Source organism: Hymenobacter fodinae, assembly GCF_004745825.1.
In the GTDB taxonomy this organism is placed as follows: domain Bacteria; phylum Bacteroidota; class Bacteroidia; order Cytophagales; family Hymenobacteraceae; genus Hymenobacter; species Hymenobacter fodinae.
In genome coordinates, this window is sequence record NZ_SRLA01000006.1 from 82,764 (window position 1) to 98,376 (window position 15,613).

Sequence of the window (15,613 nt, forward strand, 5' to 3'; positions counted from 1 at the left end):
GCACGACTTGCAGCGGAACGGCAGCGCGGTTTCTGCGTATGTTTCACTTCGCTAATTCCGTTTGTGATGAAGTTTTTATTTGTGCTGCTGGCCTTTGTAGGGGCAATTAGCGCTTCGGCGCAATCCTCAGTTCCCGCCGCGCTCAATGCCACTCTCGATGGGTACGAGTATCCGTATCCGGTGAAGTATTTGCCTTTGAAGCTCGAGGGGCAGGCCCTGCGCATGGCGTATATGGATGTGCCCGCTACTGCTAAAGCCAACGGCCGCACCGTAGTATTGCTGCACGGCAAGAACTTCTTCGGGGCGTATTGGCGCGAAACCATTAAAGCCTTGGCGGCAGCTGGGTTTCGGGTGGTCGTGCCCGACCAGATTGGGTTCGGCAAGTCAGATAAGCCCGATATCCACTACTCGTTTCACCAGCTGGCCCGCAACACCAAGCACCTGCTTGATACGCTGGGCGTGCAGAAGACCGTGGTGGTAGGCCACTCCATGGGTGGAATGCTGGCTACACGCTTCGCGCTGATGTACCCGTTGGCCACCGAAGAGCTGGTGCTGGAAAACCCGATAGGCCTAGAGGATTACCGCTTAGGCGTGCCATTTCAGTCCGTAGATCAAGCTGAGGCTACCGAGCGCAAGAGCACGGAGGAGAGTATCCGGAAGTACCACGCCACCTATTACCCCCACAGCTACCCCAAGGCCCACGATGAATGGCTGTTGCCCCTGGCGGCCCAAACTCGCCACCCCGATTTCCCGAAAGTAGCCCGCGCCAATGCCCTCACGTTTGAGATGATCTACCAGCAGCCCGTGAGCTATGAGTTTGGGCGGGTAGCTGTGCCCACACTGCTCATTATTGGGCAAGATGACCGCACAGTAGTGGGCAAGGGGTTGGTGAAAGACCCGAAGGTGCTGGCCACGCTAGGCCAGTATCCGGAGCTGGGCCGCCGCACTGCCGCACAAATAAAAGGCGCTAAACTAGTGCCGCTGAATGGTATAGGCCACATCCCACACTTAGAGGCGACGCCGCGCTTCCTGGAGGCTTTGGTGGCGTTCGTGAAATAGAGACTACTGCAACTATGGCGCGGCTTTAGGTATCTTACCTAGCAACCAACGTAATACGGTATGAAACGCTTATTGCTATTGACGATGTGGGGCCTGCCGGGCTTTGTGCTGGCGCAAACTACTGCTCCGCATGGGGTAGGCCTAGGCCAGTATAAACTCAAGGCCAATATGTCAGCCGGAAAGAAGCAGATACACGAAGCGGCCATCCGGCAAGAGGCGCGCCAGCAATTAGCACCGGGGACGTACGAAAGCCGCCCGAACTCCCTGCAGGTGGCTGTACCCGGCTCATCATCCTCATCCATGCCACGTGCTACCACGCCTAATCAGGAGGCACCCGGTGGCGTGGCTCCACTGCCAAAGCAGGAACTCCGTAAGAAGCGGCCGTAAAGGAAATTACTTAGCTCAGGCACTGGCTTAAGAAGGAAATGCTGACGGTGTTACCGAAGAAGGATGGTGCCTGGTGAGCGGGGGCTGTGTGACGAATTGGGAGGTAGAGTCAGCCAGATATCCACTCTTGTTTCGGGAGCTTCTGGTGTGGGCTTCTGAATGTGGAGTTGCCCAATAGCAACCGGTGCAATGCGTAGGGCGGCCGCATCTTCGGTGCTGAGAGTGTGTCCATTGAGGGCAAAAATCAGCGGCCCTCGAAGGCCCAGCCGCCGGCCTACCTGAGCAAAGGTGCGGCTGCGTACTCGTTTTGGATAAGTGATATTGATGACCCCGAAACGGCTTAGATTTTTTAAGTGAGATGCGCCTGCCTGAGCTTCTGAGTTGCCAGGGTCTTTGTATACTTCTATTGATTTAATATGCTGAGGGTTAATATTCTGCAAAAGGCCATTGATGATAATGCTAGAATTCAGCACATACACAGGCTCGGAGATTTGAACCTGCGGGCGGCTGTACGAGGCGGTTTCCTGGGCGTGACCTGGTAGAGCGATGCAGCCCAATGCCATTAAGCAAAACAGTCGGATAGCAGAGTAGGTCATAGAGAGGAATAAATACGTTACAACTAGTTAAGAATCCTCCTGCTGTGCACCCGTAGCACGTAAAAATTAGCTCAGGATGCGCAGGCTTTCTGCCGAAATCAGCGGGGACGCTTGATAGCGGCCCTCGCGCGGGCCATTTTCGAGGTTAAGCACGCCGCGAGGGCATACGGTAGAGCACAGGCCACAACCCACGCAGGACGCCCGGATGATGGGCTCACCGCGCTGGGCGTATTGCTTTACATCAATACCCATCTCGCAGATGTTGGAGCAGTTGCCGCAGCTGATGCACTGGGCGCCGTTGGTAGTAATGCGGAAGCGGGAGAAGTGCTTTTGCAATAGGCCTAGATAAGCGGCCATTGGGCACCCAAAACGGCACCATACGCGGTTGCCCAATAACGGGTAAAAGCCCACACCAACTACGCCGGAGAATACCGCGCCAATAGCAAAGCCGTAGAATTTACTCAGGGCATCAACCGGGCTCAGATTATTGAATAGCCCAATGCTGGAAGCTTGCGGCGTAGTTGCCCAGGCCGGCAGCAACCCCGACACGCCCAGCCACAGCAGCGCGGTTACGAGCACAATGAGTCCGAGGATAGGGTAGATGAGACGAACTTCCCAGCGCCAAGCCTCCCGGCTCTTATCGGAGAGGTGGCGGTATGGGTCACCGGCAGTTTCGGCTAGCCCCCCGCAACCACACACCCACGAACAGTACCAGCGCTTCCCGAAAAAGTACGTGAGTACGGGCGTGCCCACGAAAGAGATAACCGCGCCCCAGAATACCATAAACACGCCTAGGCCAGGTCCGCCATCCTTTAGTAAGTAGCTCACGGTGCCCGGAAACAGGTAGTCGTATTTCAGGGGCCAGAAGTAGCTGAAATAGTACTCAGGGCGCTGAAATGCCAGCAGTAGGCTCGGCAGCAGGTACGCAAATCCAAGCTGAAAGAACATCACCGATACCGTACGGATGCGCTGGTACGGGGAATGGCGGTACTTCCACAGGGCCCGACCCCCCATCACCAGAATAGCCAGCGTATAGAATGTGCCGTACAAAAACCACTGGTCGGCGGGACGTTGGCGCAGGGCTTGGCTAAACGGGTCGAGGGCGTGAATCAGGTTGTTGAGCAGGCCAAAGTTGCCTTGCTCATCTGGGCTGCTAAACCAGTATAGTACCACGTAAAAACCCGTCAGCACCACGGCCGTCAGCCAGGCTACGTTGCCCCGACTGGTGCTGGCGCGCAGCCATAGGTTATCTTGTTGCACCCCGGCCGGGTGGCTCCCAAACTTGCGCGCCGCCCACAATAGAGTACCGCCACTTACCAGGGCCAGCGCTACATACAGGCTTACCCGGGCCTGCCATGGGTCGGCCGCAAAGGCCGCAGGCAGCAGCGCCAACAGCCCCAGCCCAATAATAGTGAGCAGGATCTTTTCGGTAGCCGGTACGGTGGGCAGCGGAGGTGTTGGGAGGGGAAGGGTGGAGTTCATAAGTAACAGGGGAGATGTGCGCCATTAGCTAACCTAGCTAAGGCGCCGCCGCAAGCTGATAGCAACGTGGCCTAGGCCACCCTTAGTGGTGATGATGGTGGTGGCCGTCGGAGGGTTTACCAAACAGGTTGAGCAAAGAGCCTAGCACGTAGAGCACCACCCAGCAGAGGTAAAGCCAGTTGTAGCCGTTGGGCTCGGGTTGGTTCAACAGGTGAATGACCAACTGAGCGCCCGCACTCATCACGATGCCTACGAGAGCAATGTATTGAAAGCTATTGAGGGCGCTGGGGCGGTAAAGTTTAGAGAAATCCATGTAGGTACAGCCAGAAGAAGTAAGCACAGCGGGGCACTAAAGCTTGGTACTGCGCGCTGGGCAATCAGGAGAATGCGTTAACGAAATGAAAAAATTCCTTTACGGCGAGGTGGCGCCACGGGGTACTGCGGAAACTGCCGGGCAAACTCGCCAACAATGGCGGCTTCGTGCCGCCGGAAAAACTCCGGGTCGAAGTTGGCCGTGCCGAGGGCGCTGAGCACTTGCGTAATGGGCGTGGCAGTGCGTAGCCACTGGTCCCATACGTCGTGGCGCTGCCGGATACCCATCGTATTCATGCCCATAACGGCACCGTGGGCATCGGCCTGAAAATTAATCCGGAGCAAGTGCTGCTCAGTGGGGTGCTGCCAGTAAAAGCTGTGAATGCCGGCGGGCAGGCGAGCAGGCACGCGGCCGTAGGTCTGGTATTCCAGCTGAAAGAATTTGGCGGAGTTAAACCAAGGACCGCGCTGGTAGGGGCGTGGCTGCCCACATATGGCGTATGCCACGGTTTCGCCCTGCTGGCGGCCCGTGTACCAGAGCTGTTCAATGGGCACCTCCTCGGGACCGGGCTGGCGGTGCTGGGCACAGTCGCCGGCCGCAAACACATGGGCTTGGCTTGTCTGGAGCTGCTCATCTACCAGAATACCACGGTCAGTTTCTAGGCCGGCGGCTTGGGCTAGGCCTATGTTAGGCGTTACCCCAATGGCGAGACCTACCCACTGGCAAGGAATTTCCTCGCCCTGGGAAGTGCGTACGGCGCGTGCTCGGCCGGCTTCATCCCCTATAATTTCGGCTAGCTCGGTGCCATACTGCACCGTCACCCCATGGGCCTGAAGTTGGCGGTTGACCAGGGCCGCTTCCTCGGGCGGCAGCACTGAGCCCCAGTAGTGAGCATCACGCACGAGCATGGTAACGGCAATGCCCCGGGAACGAAGCATTTCCGCCAGCTCAATGCCAATTAGGCCACCTCCCACTACTACTGCCTGATGTACAGCATGCGTTTCGCGGTGCATACGTTCCAGATCGGCTAGCCCGTAGAGGCCTTGTACGCCCGCTAGGTCTTGGCCGGGCCAATTATGCACGCGGCTCACAGAACCAGTGGCTACCAGCAGCTTGTCGTAGGGTAAGGCTAGGCCAGTGCTTAGTTCTACCTGTTGCTGTGCGGTATCGAGGCCAGTGACGGTGGCGTGCACCAGTTCCAGTCGGTTTTCGGCCCAAAACCAGTCGCCGTAGGGTTTTAGGTCCTGGGGGCGGAGGTGCCCCATGTAGGCGTACATGAGGGCCGGCCTGGAAATATGATAGGGGCTTTCTTCGGAAATCAGCGTGATGCGGGCGTCGGGACGCAGTTGGCGCACGGTCAGTGCGCAGGTTACCCCCGTAATGCCGTTGCCGATTATAACCAAATTCATACGCAAGCACGTGGAAAAGACCACTGCGCAAAGGTGGAAGAAAAAACTGACCAGCCCAGTTGCCTAGAACTGGCCTAGTACGAGCTGGTCTTTGCCATACGGAGGAGTTAAGGTGCTGGATTGATTTTCAGGAAGCGGCCTTTACCAGAGGGTATGTTCCTCACTGCCACCCAACCTACCGCCTGGGTCAGCGTACACCCTCAAAACCACGTTTCCTTTCCACCAAAATTCCGTCCATCATGGCTACGAATGATAAATCCGCGGATAACGCAGTACACGATAAAGCCGCTACGCCCGATAACGAGCACCTGGAGAATACCAAAGAATTTAAAGAGGTAGTGAGCAACGGCAAACAGTCCGATGACTCCTCGGCTCACCGCAACCAGGGTGCCGGCGGGTATACCCAGCGCTCCGACCAGAAAGATCAGCTTGAGAACTTGCACATTGGCGGGGGCGAAGGCGTACCCCAGGGTGGCAATGACCACGACAACCCCGGCGAGCAAGCCGGCGGCCCTGGCTTCGGTATCGAGGGTAGCGTCGAGCTTGACCATCAGCTCCGTACCCGCGACCAGAAATTCGGGGAATCGACGACTAGCGGTCCTGCTAAACCAGTTGAGGACTAGTACAATGCCTGTATTGTATGAGAAGCCCCGCTCTACCAAGAGCGGGGCTTTTTTGTGGCCTACAGCGCGCAAGGTGAGAGTCCAACTAGTCGCTACGAGCGAAATTAGGATTTACACAATTCGGTCCTTTATCTTTAGGAACCGCAGAAGGGTTTAAACGGGATTATTCCACTAACGGACTCTGCTGATTGGGTTTACCGTACGCTTCTACCTGCAAATTCCCTTTTTATTACGCACACCCTCATGAATGAGAACACCTCTACTCCCCTTAACGAAGAAGAAGTAACCACTAACGTGTTGGCCGAGGAGGAAAATTTTTCTTCTGGCAACGGACGCTTGGCCCTGATTGTGGGCGGCATTGTGGCGCTGGTAGTTTCTGGCTATGCTATGTTGCCTGCTACCACCACGCGCCAACTGGTAAGTGCCATGCCGGGGATTGAGCTAGGCGATGCTACCGTAACGGGCACCCGGGCCGCCGAGCAACCCACCGACACCGTAGCTGCCACCACCGCGGCCGACCCCGCCGAAGAGCCCAAAACTCCCGCCGAGCAAAAGGCTATTGCCGCCAAGCCCCAATCTGCCCGCGAGACAGCCGCCCGCACAGAAGCTGAGGAGGTTAAAGAGGAGGCTGCGCCCGCCGAAATTGAGGTAGAGCCCGTGCCCGCCGCCGAGCCAGCAACCCCCTCTATGGTTACCATTACGGGGCGCATTCTGAATGAGAACGGCCGCCCTCTGGCTGGCGCTACGGTGCTGGTGAAGGGCTCGAAAAAAGCCGTCGGGACAGATGCCAATGGTAATTACTCCCTGGAGTTGCCGGCCGGCGACAACACGCTGGTGTACGGCTACGGCGGCTACGAAGACCAGGAGATTCGCACTCGCAACGCTCAGCCCGTAAACGTTACGCTGGTGCCAGCTGAAAATGCCGGTAAGCGTCGTCGGCGCTAGTGGCCTAGCCGGGCAATTTACAGCGCAATGGCGTGTGGCGTATGCTGTAAGATAAGCCAGAATAAAATACAAAAGGCCCGCTGATCTACATCAGCGAGCCTTTTGCGTGAGTTTGGATAACAATGGCCTAGGAGGGCTCTTGAGGTGAGCTATTTGAAAAGCGCTTCCCAAAGATGAAGTACACGGGTATTCCCACGGCCACCAAGCCGAGACCCCGGAGGGCAAACTTTGAGTTTACAGGGTCGGTGAGCAGAATAAAGCAGAAGCCCGAAGCGAGAATGATATAAAGCAACGGGATAACGGGGTAACCGGCAGCTCGGTAGGGGCGAGGAGCATCGGGCCGGGTGCGGCGCAGCACAAAAATGCCGATGATGGTAATAACGTAGAACAGGATAACCGAGAACATTACATAGTTGAGCAGGTCGCCGTAGGAGCCAGAGAGGCAAAGCAGGCTGGCCCAGGCGCATTGCGCCCACAGCGCCACGCCCGGAACCCCAGCCTTGTTAAGACGAGCCATTCCAGGAAAAAACAGCCCGTCGGCGGCCATAGCGTAATAGGCCCGCGCCCCCGACAGCAGAATGCTGTTGTCGGCGCTGAAGGTGCTGATCATGATCAGAATGGCCATTACGTAGGCACCTACCTGACCTAGAATGCTTTCGGCCACGGCCGTAGCAACGCGCTCATTGGTGGCATACATGATGCCGCGGCCCATCACGGTAGTGGCTTCTGGGTCGCCTTTCAGGGGCAGCACCAGCAGGTACACTACGTTAATGAGAATGTAGAGCGCCGTTACGATGGCCGTGCCAAGGGCCATGCTGAGCACAATGGTGCGCTCGGGCTTCACAATTTCGTCGCCCGAGAAGCCGATGTTGTTCCAGGCATCGGAGCTAAACAGGGAACCCGTCATGGCCAGTCCGATTGCCGTAATAAGGGCCGAGGTAGTCAGGGGAGAAGAGTGGCCTAGCTTATCGAAGCTCATGGCCTGCCACATGTCCTGGAAGTTTACGCTTACGGCCTGCTGGTTGATGCCCAGCGCTAGGCCACCCAATATCAAAAGGCCTAAGGCCACAAGCTTGGTGCTCCCGAAGATGTTGGAAATCAGCTTGCCACTGCGCACCCCGCGAGAGTTGATATAGGTAAGTACCACGAGCAGCGTAACGGCCAGCAGTTGCACCGTGCTTAACTCAAACGTACCCACGCGCAGCAGTACATTCGTTTCACTAAACCAGGGCAGCAGCACGCCGGTGAAGCGGGCAAAAGCCACGGCCACCGCCGCAATTACGCCCGTCTGAATCACCAGAAACAGCGTCCAGCCATACAGAAAGGCCACCAGCTTATTGTAGGCCTCACGCAGGTACACGTACTGGCCACCTACTTTCGGAAACATGGAGGAAAGCTCGCCATAGCTCACGGCACCCGCCAGCGTGATAAACCCCGTTAGGAGCCAAACCACCAGCAGCCAGCCGGCCGAGCCCACCAATTGAGCTATACCCGCCGACACGATGAAAATACCGGAGCCAATCATGCTCCCGGTCACAATCATGACGGCATCAAACAGCGTAATGGCCCGCTGGAAATGGCCTTGCTTTTCAGACATACAGGGAAAGTAGGAAGTGTTTCAGGGCCGGAAGATAGAAAAGAAACGGGCGGATAGTAGAATGCCTAGGGCGAAGGCCGGAAAACGGCCAAAGCTTGCCTCACGCCGCGCCGGAACCCAAACGGATACCTACTAGGCCAGTCTGAAAGCACTTTGGAAGCGTTGGGTTGACTACCAACGCAGCTGTTTGTGCCCGCAGCCGTAGGAGGAGTACGCCCAACCATCGCGCGCCAAAGGAGTAATCCTTATTTTTGCCGCCCGCCCTTCTCCCGGAATCCTGCATGTCGCAACGAGTACTGGTGTTTCTGACAGGTCTGCTGCTGCTTACGGCACTGGGTTCCTACGTGTATTACCGCCACCGAGAGGCGCAGGTGCCCGTCGACCCTTGGGCACTGGTCCCCGACGATGCCGTGCTGGTTACGGTTACCCACGACCACCCCACGCTGGTTCGCCACCTCAAGGAAACCCAACTCTGGGACAATCTCACGGCCGTGCGCTACTTCCAGCAAGTGGAGGATAACGTGGCCCTGGCCGATAGCCTCACCAGCGGGCAGGATGTAGTCCTGCGCTTTCTGGGCCGCAAGCGGGTCCTGACGTCGGTGCACGTTACAGGCCCCACCAGCTTCGACGTGCTTTTTCAGGTGCCCATCAGCAGTGTGCGGGAGTATCGCCAGGTGCGCAACCTGGTGGAGGGGCTAGGCCGCGATGCACGCTTTCAGGTGAGTACCCGCGAGTTTCACGACCAGCAATTTACGCAGGTGCAGCAGCGCAGCACCGGCGAAGGAATTACCTTTTTCAACTACCGAAACCATTTGCTCATCAGTGCCAGCCCCGCGCTGGTGGAAGCCGTGGCCTTGCGGCTGGAGCATCCCGAGCAGCCCACCGTGGCGGCTGATTTCCAGAACACCGATTTCTTCCGTCAGAGAAACGTGGATGCTACGCTGCTGCTGAACCAGCGGCGCTTGCCGCAGTTGCTGGGCGTTTTCTTTCGGCGCGACATGGAAGCTGAGCTAACCGAGGTGAGTAGCCTAGCGCGCAACGGGCTGGTGCAGATGAAGCTGGAAGGAAATAAGGTGGTGTTTAATGGATTCGCTAACGCCGAAACTGCCCACCGTGGCCTACACGAACGGCTGCGAGGTCAACCGGCCCAGCGCCTGCGCATGGCCGAGGTAGTACCCCTTCGAACGGCCCTGCTCGTGCACCTAGGTCTAAACCAAGCAGCTGCCCTGCGGAGTGGTGCTGCACCTGTGGCGTCTGATTCTCTGGTGGCTAATACGGTTCCCTTGGTAGATAGCATGGCCGCGCTGCTCCGGCAAGAGGTGGCGTTGTGCTACCTGAGTACGGCCTCGGCTAGGCTGCGGCCGGCCAAGCTGGCCCTGGCCTGGTGCTCCAACCCTACGCAGTTGGGTATTCTGCTTGGGCAGATGCGGCGGGCCACCGGCACCACACCCTCCTTCGAGCGGGTGGGTCCCTACCAACTTTACCAAACCGGTGTGCCGGAGCTGCCCCAACGTCTGCTAGGCCCTCTGTTCCGCAATTTTGCGCAGCCGGTAGTAGCGCAGGTAGGTAACTACGTGGCGTTTGGCGAAGACGCGGAAGCAGTGCGCCAGTGGCTGCTGAGCGTAACCGCGGGCGAGGTTTGGAGCCGTTCTCCCACGCAGGTTGCCTTTTTGCAGGACACGCAGCCCTTGGCCCGCATGAGTGTGCTGCTTGATATGGGCAACGCCTGGAACGTGCTGCTGCGCGGACTGGTGGAAGAGCGCCGGGCCGGATTGCTGCGCAACGAAACCCTGTTCAAGCGCTTCCCTCAGGTGGCCCTGCAGTGGGTGCCGGCGGCCAATGAAGCCGAAGAAGGGGCCCAGTACTACACGCATTTTGTGCTTCGCCACCCAGCAGAGGGTCCAGCCGTGGCCAGGCCGCAAAACCAAGATGGCACCGGCAGCATCCTCACGTTCAAGGCCGCCTTGCGCAGCTCACCAACCCTGGTACCCGTTAGCGGGGCCCGGCTCTCGGGTATTCTGGTGCAGGATACCGCGCAGATTCTGCACTACATCACCCCCGACAATGTGGTAGCCTGGTCTGACACTCTGCCCGGTCCCCTCATTGGGCAGCCCTACCATCTGCCTGGCAACAGTGGGTTCTTGCTGGGAAGTGCTACGCAGCTATTTGGGTATAACAGCCGAGGACAGCTCCTTCCCAATTTCCCCCTGAACTTGCCCGATACGGTGCAGGCCACTTCTCTGACGGTGTTGCCCATCCGTGGGGGGCAGGCTGCCCGTTTGCTGGTGGCGGGCAGTGGCAGCAACTTGTTTCTCTATGATACGCAAGGGCGCAGCTTCCCCGGTTGGCAGCCCAAGCAACTTGATTTCCGGTTGGCTGCACCGCCTCATTACCTCAGCGTAAACGGGCGCGATGTAATTGTGACCCTACTCGAAAATGGGTACGTCTACGCGTATGATCAGGCCGGAGGCGTGTATCCAGGTTTTCCTATCAGCGTGGGCGCCCGCTTGCATAGCGGCGCGCTAGCCGAAATAGGCCCCACCATGCGCCGCTCCCGCCTCACGGTAGTTACTCAGCACGGAGAAAGGGTAAGCTTTAACCTGAGCGGCGACATTGTTTCCCGGAGCCGAATAGCCACCTGGAGCCGAAATTCTGAGTTTCACTTGGTGCCGGATCAGCAGCAGCGTACGTATGTGGTGACGCGTGAGGAGGGTGGACGCCTCACGTTGTTCGATGCCGCCGGTCGTCAGCTGCTTACCCAAACCTTCGTTACCTCAGCCCCTAAGCAGGCACAGTACTTCAACTTTGAAGGGGGGCGCCAAGTGTACGTACTTTCGGAACAGGGGCCTGGTAAGGTGTACCTCTACGACGCCCGCGCCCGGCTCGTAGGCGGACAGCCCTTCGATAGCTCCACGCCCCAAATTGCGCTGGAGTTTAATCCGGCTACCTCAGTGTACTACCTGTTTCGAGTGATAGGTAAGGAGCTACGCCGCTCTGATTTGCGCCTGAACTAGGCCAGGTTGGATCACTATCTCAAGGCAAATCAGATAGCAACCTCGCTAGAAATAAGTGGGGATGTAATAAGTATTCCCTGGAGTTTACAGCACTAAGCACGTATGCTAATTCTGCTTCAGTATGGGTATTTCGCAGTTTTAATCCTTATCTATTGATGAGCTGGCAATAGATAAGAGTAAATATTATCTATATTGTATTTTATTATTATTTTAGGATTATATATAATATAATTTTAGCTTGGCCAGCATGTTAGATGATTCCGCTCTGTCTAGCTGAGTACAACAGAGTAGGATAGTATGGCAAGCACGTCATTACATTGCTCTTCTAACAGCCTTCATACAGTTTGACTTATCCTTTCTTTCCATAACCTAATCCGCTCTATGAAGCACCTTAACCGCCTAACGGCCCTCTTCGCATGCTCCTTCATCCTGCTGACCAGCTGCTCGAAGGAAACTGAGAATTCTATTCGTCCGAGTGCCACCCAACAATCTGCTCAAGTTACCTCTACAACCCGCGAAAAAATCAACCAACTCCGGGCTTCGCTGCCTGCTGGGGTTGAGGCTAAGCTAAAGGAGCGCTCCGCTCTTTTGTTACAAACTGACCCTCAGTACCGCGAGAAAGTACGCAGTGTACTAGCCATCGAGCCCACGGCTTGTAACGACAACACACCCGTTAATCAGTGGTTCGACCAGCAACTGGTGGGCTGGAACAACGAGGTAATCGGCTACGTGCTGGACTTCGCCATGCTTGATCTGCCAACCTACGACGCCCTGGTGTTTGAGAACAGCTCCAATGGCCAGACCTTTGGGGTAAATGGCGAATACACCCAGACGCTAACTAAGACCTTCAAGGATCTGCAGCGCTTCTGGAACATTCAGTCGGCTGACATTGTGCTGGCTGCAATGCACGGCAACATGCTCACGAACCGTGACCGGATTATCCGGACTTACGTGGCTGTGTATGACGTAGACCCGGCCACGGCTGGTATTCTGGCTGATATCGTGACCATGCTGGCCGACGAAATTCCGCAGTACCGGGATGGTAACCACCCCATCTTCACCTTCAACGCTTTTGCCCAGCAGGGCTTCAACTTTCCTCCCTACGGCCGCATTCCTGATAAAATTATCATGGGCGACGGTATCATGGATGCCTTTGCGGCTACTGGCTACGGCGACGTAGCGCCCCAGGCCATTCTGGCCCACGAGTTTGGCCACCAGGTGCAGTTTCAGCTAAACTTGTTCGGGACGGTGCAGAGCCCTGAAGCAACCCGCCGCACCGAACTTATGGCTGATGCCTACGCGGCCTACTACCTCTCGCATGCTCGGGGTGCGGCCATGCAGTGGAAGCGCGTGCAGCAGTTCCTGGGCGTGTTCTTCAACATCGGCGACTGTAGCATCACCAGCAATGGCCACCACGGTACGCCCACGCAGCGGTTCGCGGCTGCCCAGTGGGGGTACAACCTCGCCAACGATGCCCAGAAGCAGGGCCACATTCTCTCCAGCCAAGAGTTTGCCCGCTTATTTGAGGCTCAGTTGCCCGTGTTCGTTAAAAAATAAACAGCCATTTAATCTGAGCTGGGTTTTGGCCTAGCATCAGCGGAACAGGCCTAGAAAAAGCCCTTACCTCCAACCGGTGGTAAGGGCTTTTTCTAGGCCTGTTTAGTTCTGGCGTGGTGCCTCACGCCAGTAAGGCGAAAAGAGTCAGGTAGTCAGAGGCTGCCTGCTATGAATAGAGAGGAAGGTAGTGCTTCGTGCCTACCTTTTTACCGATTGGTCAGCCAGCCTTTTCGGTAGAAATAGATAAGCTGAAACAGCACAATTAGGCCTAGTATGGCCAGCAACACAGGGTACCCCCAGGGGCTGTACAGCTCGGGCATGTTGAGGTAATTAATAGTCCCGTCGGGGGCTTCGCGCTGGAAGTTCATGCCGTAGAGGCCTACCACAAAGCTGAGCGGAATAAAGATGCTACTGATGATGGTGAGCACCTTCATCACCTCGTTCATGCGGTTGCTTTGGTCGGAGAGGAACAGATCGACGAGGCTGCTGACCGATTCGCGGTAGCTCTCGGCCAGATCCATTGCCTGAATAGAGTGGTCGTAGCAGTCCTTGAAGTAGGTTTTCATCTCCTCCGGCACTATTTCCTCGGGCATGCGCAGAATCTCGGCAATCTTCTCCCGCTCGGGGTACACTAGCCGCCGGAAGCGCACAATATCTTTCTTAATGTGCAAGATGCGGTTGAGCAAACGCCGGTCGGAGCGGCCCGTGAAAATGCGCTCCTCTAGCTTTTCAATGTAGTCGCCAATGGCGGCCATAGTAGGGTAGTAGTGGTCGAGTACCACGTCGGTGAGGGCGTAGGCCAGGTACAACGGAGAGCGGCGCCGAATAGAACTGCGGCCCGAGCGCAACCGCTGCCGCACTGCTTCTAGGCAATCCTCGTAGTCGTCCTGAAAACTCAGAACGTAGTTGTCGCCAGTGAAGAGGGAAAGTTGGTCATCCTCGATATCGAGTTGGGAGGTAAATTCCGTCATGCGCGATACCAGGAATAAACCTTCTTCTGTCTCTTCCACCTTGGCCCGCTGATAGTCATTAAGCACATCCTCCATCATCAGCGGGTGAATGTGGAAGTCGTCCTGAATCTGCTGCATCAGGCCCAGGTTATTGTAGCCGCGGATGTCAAACCAATGCTTCAGCTCGGGATGCTCCTGTATATACGCCCGCAGGGCTGGGTAATCGAAATATTCACGTTCCTGAAAAAAGTTTTCGCTGTAACTGATCAGAAAAAGGCGCGGCGGCAAGGCATCAGCCCGGACCATAAGCGTGCCGGGGCGTTGGCCTACGGTTTGTTCGTGCGCCTGGCGGGTCGCGTCGCGGTCGGCAAGGGCGCCAGTTGGGGAGGGAAGCTCCGCTTCGGGGTCGGGCAGCACGGGAGGAGGGAAAGTAGCTGAAGGGGAGGAGGCAGCAGAATTCATGCGGGCACAAAACAAGTACGTAGGGCAGTTTACGAAATGTGGCGACAAGTTCGTTGTTATAATCTCCACTATTAACGTAGGGGTAAGCCCCAGTGCTTATCGGCTCTAGCAACCAGCCGCGGCATTTTTCTCGTACTTTCGCTGCCCGCCCTCCTCTACAGTTGCCCTTGGATTCTGCCGCTACTTCTACTCCTAATCTGCTGCCCCTCCCCGTTGAGAAGGGGCGGTACGCAGTGCGCTGCCAGCACGGAATGGAAGCCCAGCCGATCCGCCCCCTGGCCTACGACCCTTTTTTGTATCTCACGGCGGCCCACTTGGCCTTACAGCAGGCTCCTGGTGAACGGCTTCACTTTAAGCTGGAAGACCAGCGCAACAACCAGACCGTAGGCCAGTTTCAGGTGTTCCTGGATGCGGCGGGCACGGCGGCCTATAGCCCTTGGCAGGCGCCATTTGGCAGTGCTCAGCTTCTGCCTGGGTTGCCCGCCGAGGTAGTATCCAGCTTCTTGGCCGTGATTGAAAGCCAGCTCACGGCACGGGGCGTGCAGCGCTTCCAAATTCGGAGCTACCCGCTTGGATATGATGAGGCCGGTAGTGCTTTGCTCACGCAGGCGCTTACGCAACTGGGCTTCCGCATAACTCACACCGAGCTGAATAACCATTTGCCTTTAGCTGAAGAGTTTACTTCTCGGCTGCACCCCTCCGAAAAGCGCCGGCTGCGCAAGTGTGAGCAGCATGGCTTTCAGTTTGAGCAGGAACCTCCCTTGCTGCTGCCCCTGGCCTACGAGTTCTTGAGTCGTTGTCGCCAGGAAAAAGGTCAGCAGCTTTCATTGCCGCTAGAGCGCCTGCAGGAGTTGTTTCGCCTATTTCCGCAGCATTACTTCCTGTTTTCGGTGCGAAACCCAGCCGGAGAGTGGGTCGCTCTCACAGTAGCTATTCGGGTAAACAGCGAAGTGCTCTACAACTTTTACCCCGCCAGCCCCCTGGCCTACAACGCCTTTAGCCCGGTGGTGCTCCTGAATGCTGGCCTGCACGCCTTCGGCAAAGCTAGTGGTATGCGGCTGCTAGACCTAGGCACTTCCATGCTGCCAGAAGGACCTAATTATTCGCTGTTGCAGTTTAAGCGCCACCTAGGCGGGGTGCTCAGTCTGAAGTTGACGTTCGAGAAATGAGTGGATTCAGTATGTCAACTGGCTGCAGGCCGTGGCTAAGCCACCTTACT

Annotated in this window: 13 protein-coding genes; 7 read left to right on the forward strand and 6 right to left on the reverse strand. The window is 56.8% G+C overall.

Annotated features, from left to right (window positions below; genetic code table 11):
• Positions 1 to 66 precede the first annotated feature (66 nt).
• On the forward strand, positions 67 to 1,059 hold the full coding sequence (locus EU556_RS22815; protein ID WP_135436560.1) for an alpha/beta fold hydrolase: 993 nt from the start codon (positions 67 to 69) through the stop codon (positions 1,057 to 1,059).
• Positions 1,060 to 1,119: 60 nt separating this feature from the next.
• Positions 1,120 to 1,446: a hypothetical protein gene (locus EU556_RS22820; RefSeq protein ID WP_135436561.1), complete on the forward strand. Its 327-nt coding sequence runs from the start codon at positions 1,120 to 1,122 to the stop codon at positions 1,444 to 1,446.
• 50 nt (positions 1,447 to 1,496) lie between these two features.
• On the opposite strand, the gene EU556_RS22825 is transcribed toward EU556_RS22820, so the two are convergent.
• The 4 genes from EU556_RS22825 to EU556_RS22840 form a co-directional block, all read right to left on the reverse strand.
• The gene (locus EU556_RS22825) at positions 1,497 to 2,042 is read right to left on the reverse strand and encodes a hypothetical protein (protein WP_135436562.1); all 546 of its coding nucleotides are present in this window, start codon (positions 2,040 to 2,042) and stop codon (positions 1,497 to 1,499) included.
• Positions 2,043 to 2,108: 66 nt separating this feature from the next.
• Positions 2,109 to 3,524: a 4Fe-4S binding protein gene (locus tag EU556_RS22830; protein ID WP_135436563.1), complete on the reverse strand. Its 1,416-nt coding sequence runs from the start codon at positions 3,522 to 3,524 to the stop codon at positions 2,109 to 2,111.
• An 82-nt stretch (positions 3,525 to 3,606) separates the two neighbouring features.
• On the reverse strand, positions 3,607 to 3,837 hold the full coding sequence (locus EU556_RS22835; protein WP_135436564.1) for a hypothetical protein: 231 nt from the start codon (positions 3,835 to 3,837) through the stop codon (positions 3,607 to 3,609).
• A gap of 77 nt (positions 3,838 to 3,914) precedes the next feature.
• The gene (locus EU556_RS22840; protein WP_135436565.1) at positions 3,915 to 5,246 is read right to left on the reverse strand and encodes an NAD(P)/FAD-dependent oxidoreductase; all 1,332 of its coding nucleotides are present in this window, start codon (positions 5,244 to 5,246) and stop codon (positions 3,915 to 3,917) included.
• Between the two features lie 239 nt (positions 5,247 to 5,485).
• On the opposite strand from EU556_RS22840, the gene EU556_RS22845 reads away from it, so the two are divergent.
• Positions 5,486 to 5,869, forward strand: a complete 384-nt coding sequence (locus tag EU556_RS22845; RefSeq protein WP_135436566.1) for a hypothetical protein — start codon at positions 5,486 to 5,488, stop codon at positions 5,867 to 5,869.
• A 243-nt stretch (positions 5,870 to 6,112) separates the two neighbouring features.
• Positions 6,113 to 6,814, forward strand: a complete 702-nt coding sequence (locus EU556_RS22850; protein ID WP_135436567.1) for a carboxypeptidase-like regulatory domain-containing protein — start codon at positions 6,113 to 6,115, stop codon at positions 6,812 to 6,814.
• Positions 6,815 to 6,941: 127 nt separating this feature from the next.
• Here the strand turns inward: EU556_RS22850 and EU556_RS22855 are convergent, their stop codons facing one another.
• A complete protein-coding gene (locus EU556_RS22855; protein WP_135436568.1) occupies positions 6,942 to 8,411 on the reverse strand; it encodes an APC family permease in 1,470 nt (489 codons plus the stop codon).
• 281 nt (positions 8,412 to 8,692) lie between these two features.
• Here EU556_RS22855 and EU556_RS22860 point away from each other — a divergent pair, with 281 nt between their 5' ends.
• Together EU556_RS22860 and EU556_RS22865 are read left to right on the forward strand one after the other, a co-directional pair.
• Positions 8,693 to 11,425: a hypothetical protein gene (locus EU556_RS22860; protein ID WP_135436569.1), complete on the forward strand. Its 2,733-nt coding sequence runs from the start codon at positions 8,693 to 8,695 to the stop codon at positions 11,423 to 11,425.
• Positions 11,426 to 11,806: 381 nt separating this feature from the next.
• Positions 11,807 to 12,982: a neutral zinc metallopeptidase gene (locus EU556_RS22865; protein WP_135436570.1), complete on the forward strand. Its 1,176-nt coding sequence runs from the start codon at positions 11,807 to 11,809 to the stop codon at positions 12,980 to 12,982.
• A gap of 206 nt (positions 12,983 to 13,188) precedes the next feature.
• Here EU556_RS22865 and corA read toward each other — a convergent pair whose 3' ends face one another.
• Positions 13,189 to 14,394 carry a magnesium/cobalt transporter CorA gene (corA, locus tag EU556_RS22870; protein WP_135436571.1) on the reverse strand — a complete coding sequence of 402 codons (1,206 nt, stop codon included), beginning with the start codon at positions 14,392 to 14,394 and terminating at the stop codon, positions 13,189 to 13,191.
• Between the two features lie 167 nt (positions 14,395 to 14,561).
• On the opposite strand from corA, the gene EU556_RS22875 reads away from it, so the two are divergent.
• On the forward strand, positions 14,562 to 15,563 hold the full coding sequence (locus tag EU556_RS22875) for a hypothetical protein (protein ID WP_135436572.1): 1,002 nt from the start codon (positions 14,562 to 14,564) through the stop codon (positions 15,561 to 15,563).
• Positions 15,564 to 15,613 lie beyond the last annotated feature (50 nt).

Bases quoted from the DNA above. Each gene is read 5' to 3' on its own strand.
- EU556_RS22815 (WP_135436560.1), top strand. From the start codon at position 67: ATGAAGTTTTTATTTGTGCTGCTGGCCTTTGTAGGGGCAATTAGCGCT.
- EU556_RS22820 (WP_135436561.1), top strand. From the start codon at position 1,120: ATGAAACGCTTATTGCTATTGACGATGTGGGGCCTGCCGGGCTTTGTG.
- EU556_RS22825 (WP_135436562.1), bottom strand. From the start codon at position 2,042: ATGACCTACTCTGCTATCCGACTGTTTTGCTTAATGGCATTGGGCTGC.
- EU556_RS22830 (WP_135436563.1), bottom strand. From the start codon at position 3,524: ATGAACTCCACCCTTCCCCTCCCAACACCTCCGCTGCCCACCGTACCG.
- EU556_RS22835 (WP_135436564.1), bottom strand. From the start codon at position 3,837: ATGGATTTCTCTAAACTTTACCGCCCCAGCGCCCTCAATAGCTTTCAA.
- EU556_RS22840 (WP_135436565.1), bottom strand. From the start codon at position 5,246: ATGAATTTGGTTATAATCGGCAACGGCATTACGGGGGTAACCTGCGCA.
- EU556_RS22845 (WP_135436566.1), top strand. From the start codon at position 5,486: ATGGCTACGAATGATAAATCCGCGGATAACGCAGTACACGATAAAGCC.
- EU556_RS22850 (WP_135436567.1), top strand. From the start codon at position 6,113: ATGAATGAGAACACCTCTACTCCCCTTAACGAAGAAGAAGTAACCACT.
- EU556_RS22855 (WP_135436568.1), bottom strand. From the start codon at position 8,411: ATGTCTGAAAAGCAAGGCCATTTCCAGCGGGCCATTACGCTGTTTGAT.
- EU556_RS22860 (WP_135436569.1), top strand. From the start codon at position 8,693: ATGTCGCAACGAGTACTGGTGTTTCTGACAGGTCTGCTGCTGCTTACG.
- EU556_RS22865 (WP_135436570.1), top strand. From the start codon at position 11,807: ATGAAGCACCTTAACCGCCTAACGGCCCTCTTCGCATGCTCCTTCATC.
- corA (WP_135436571.1), bottom strand. From the start codon at position 14,394: ATGAATTCTGCTGCCTCCTCCCCTTCAGCTACTTTCCCTCCTCCCGTG.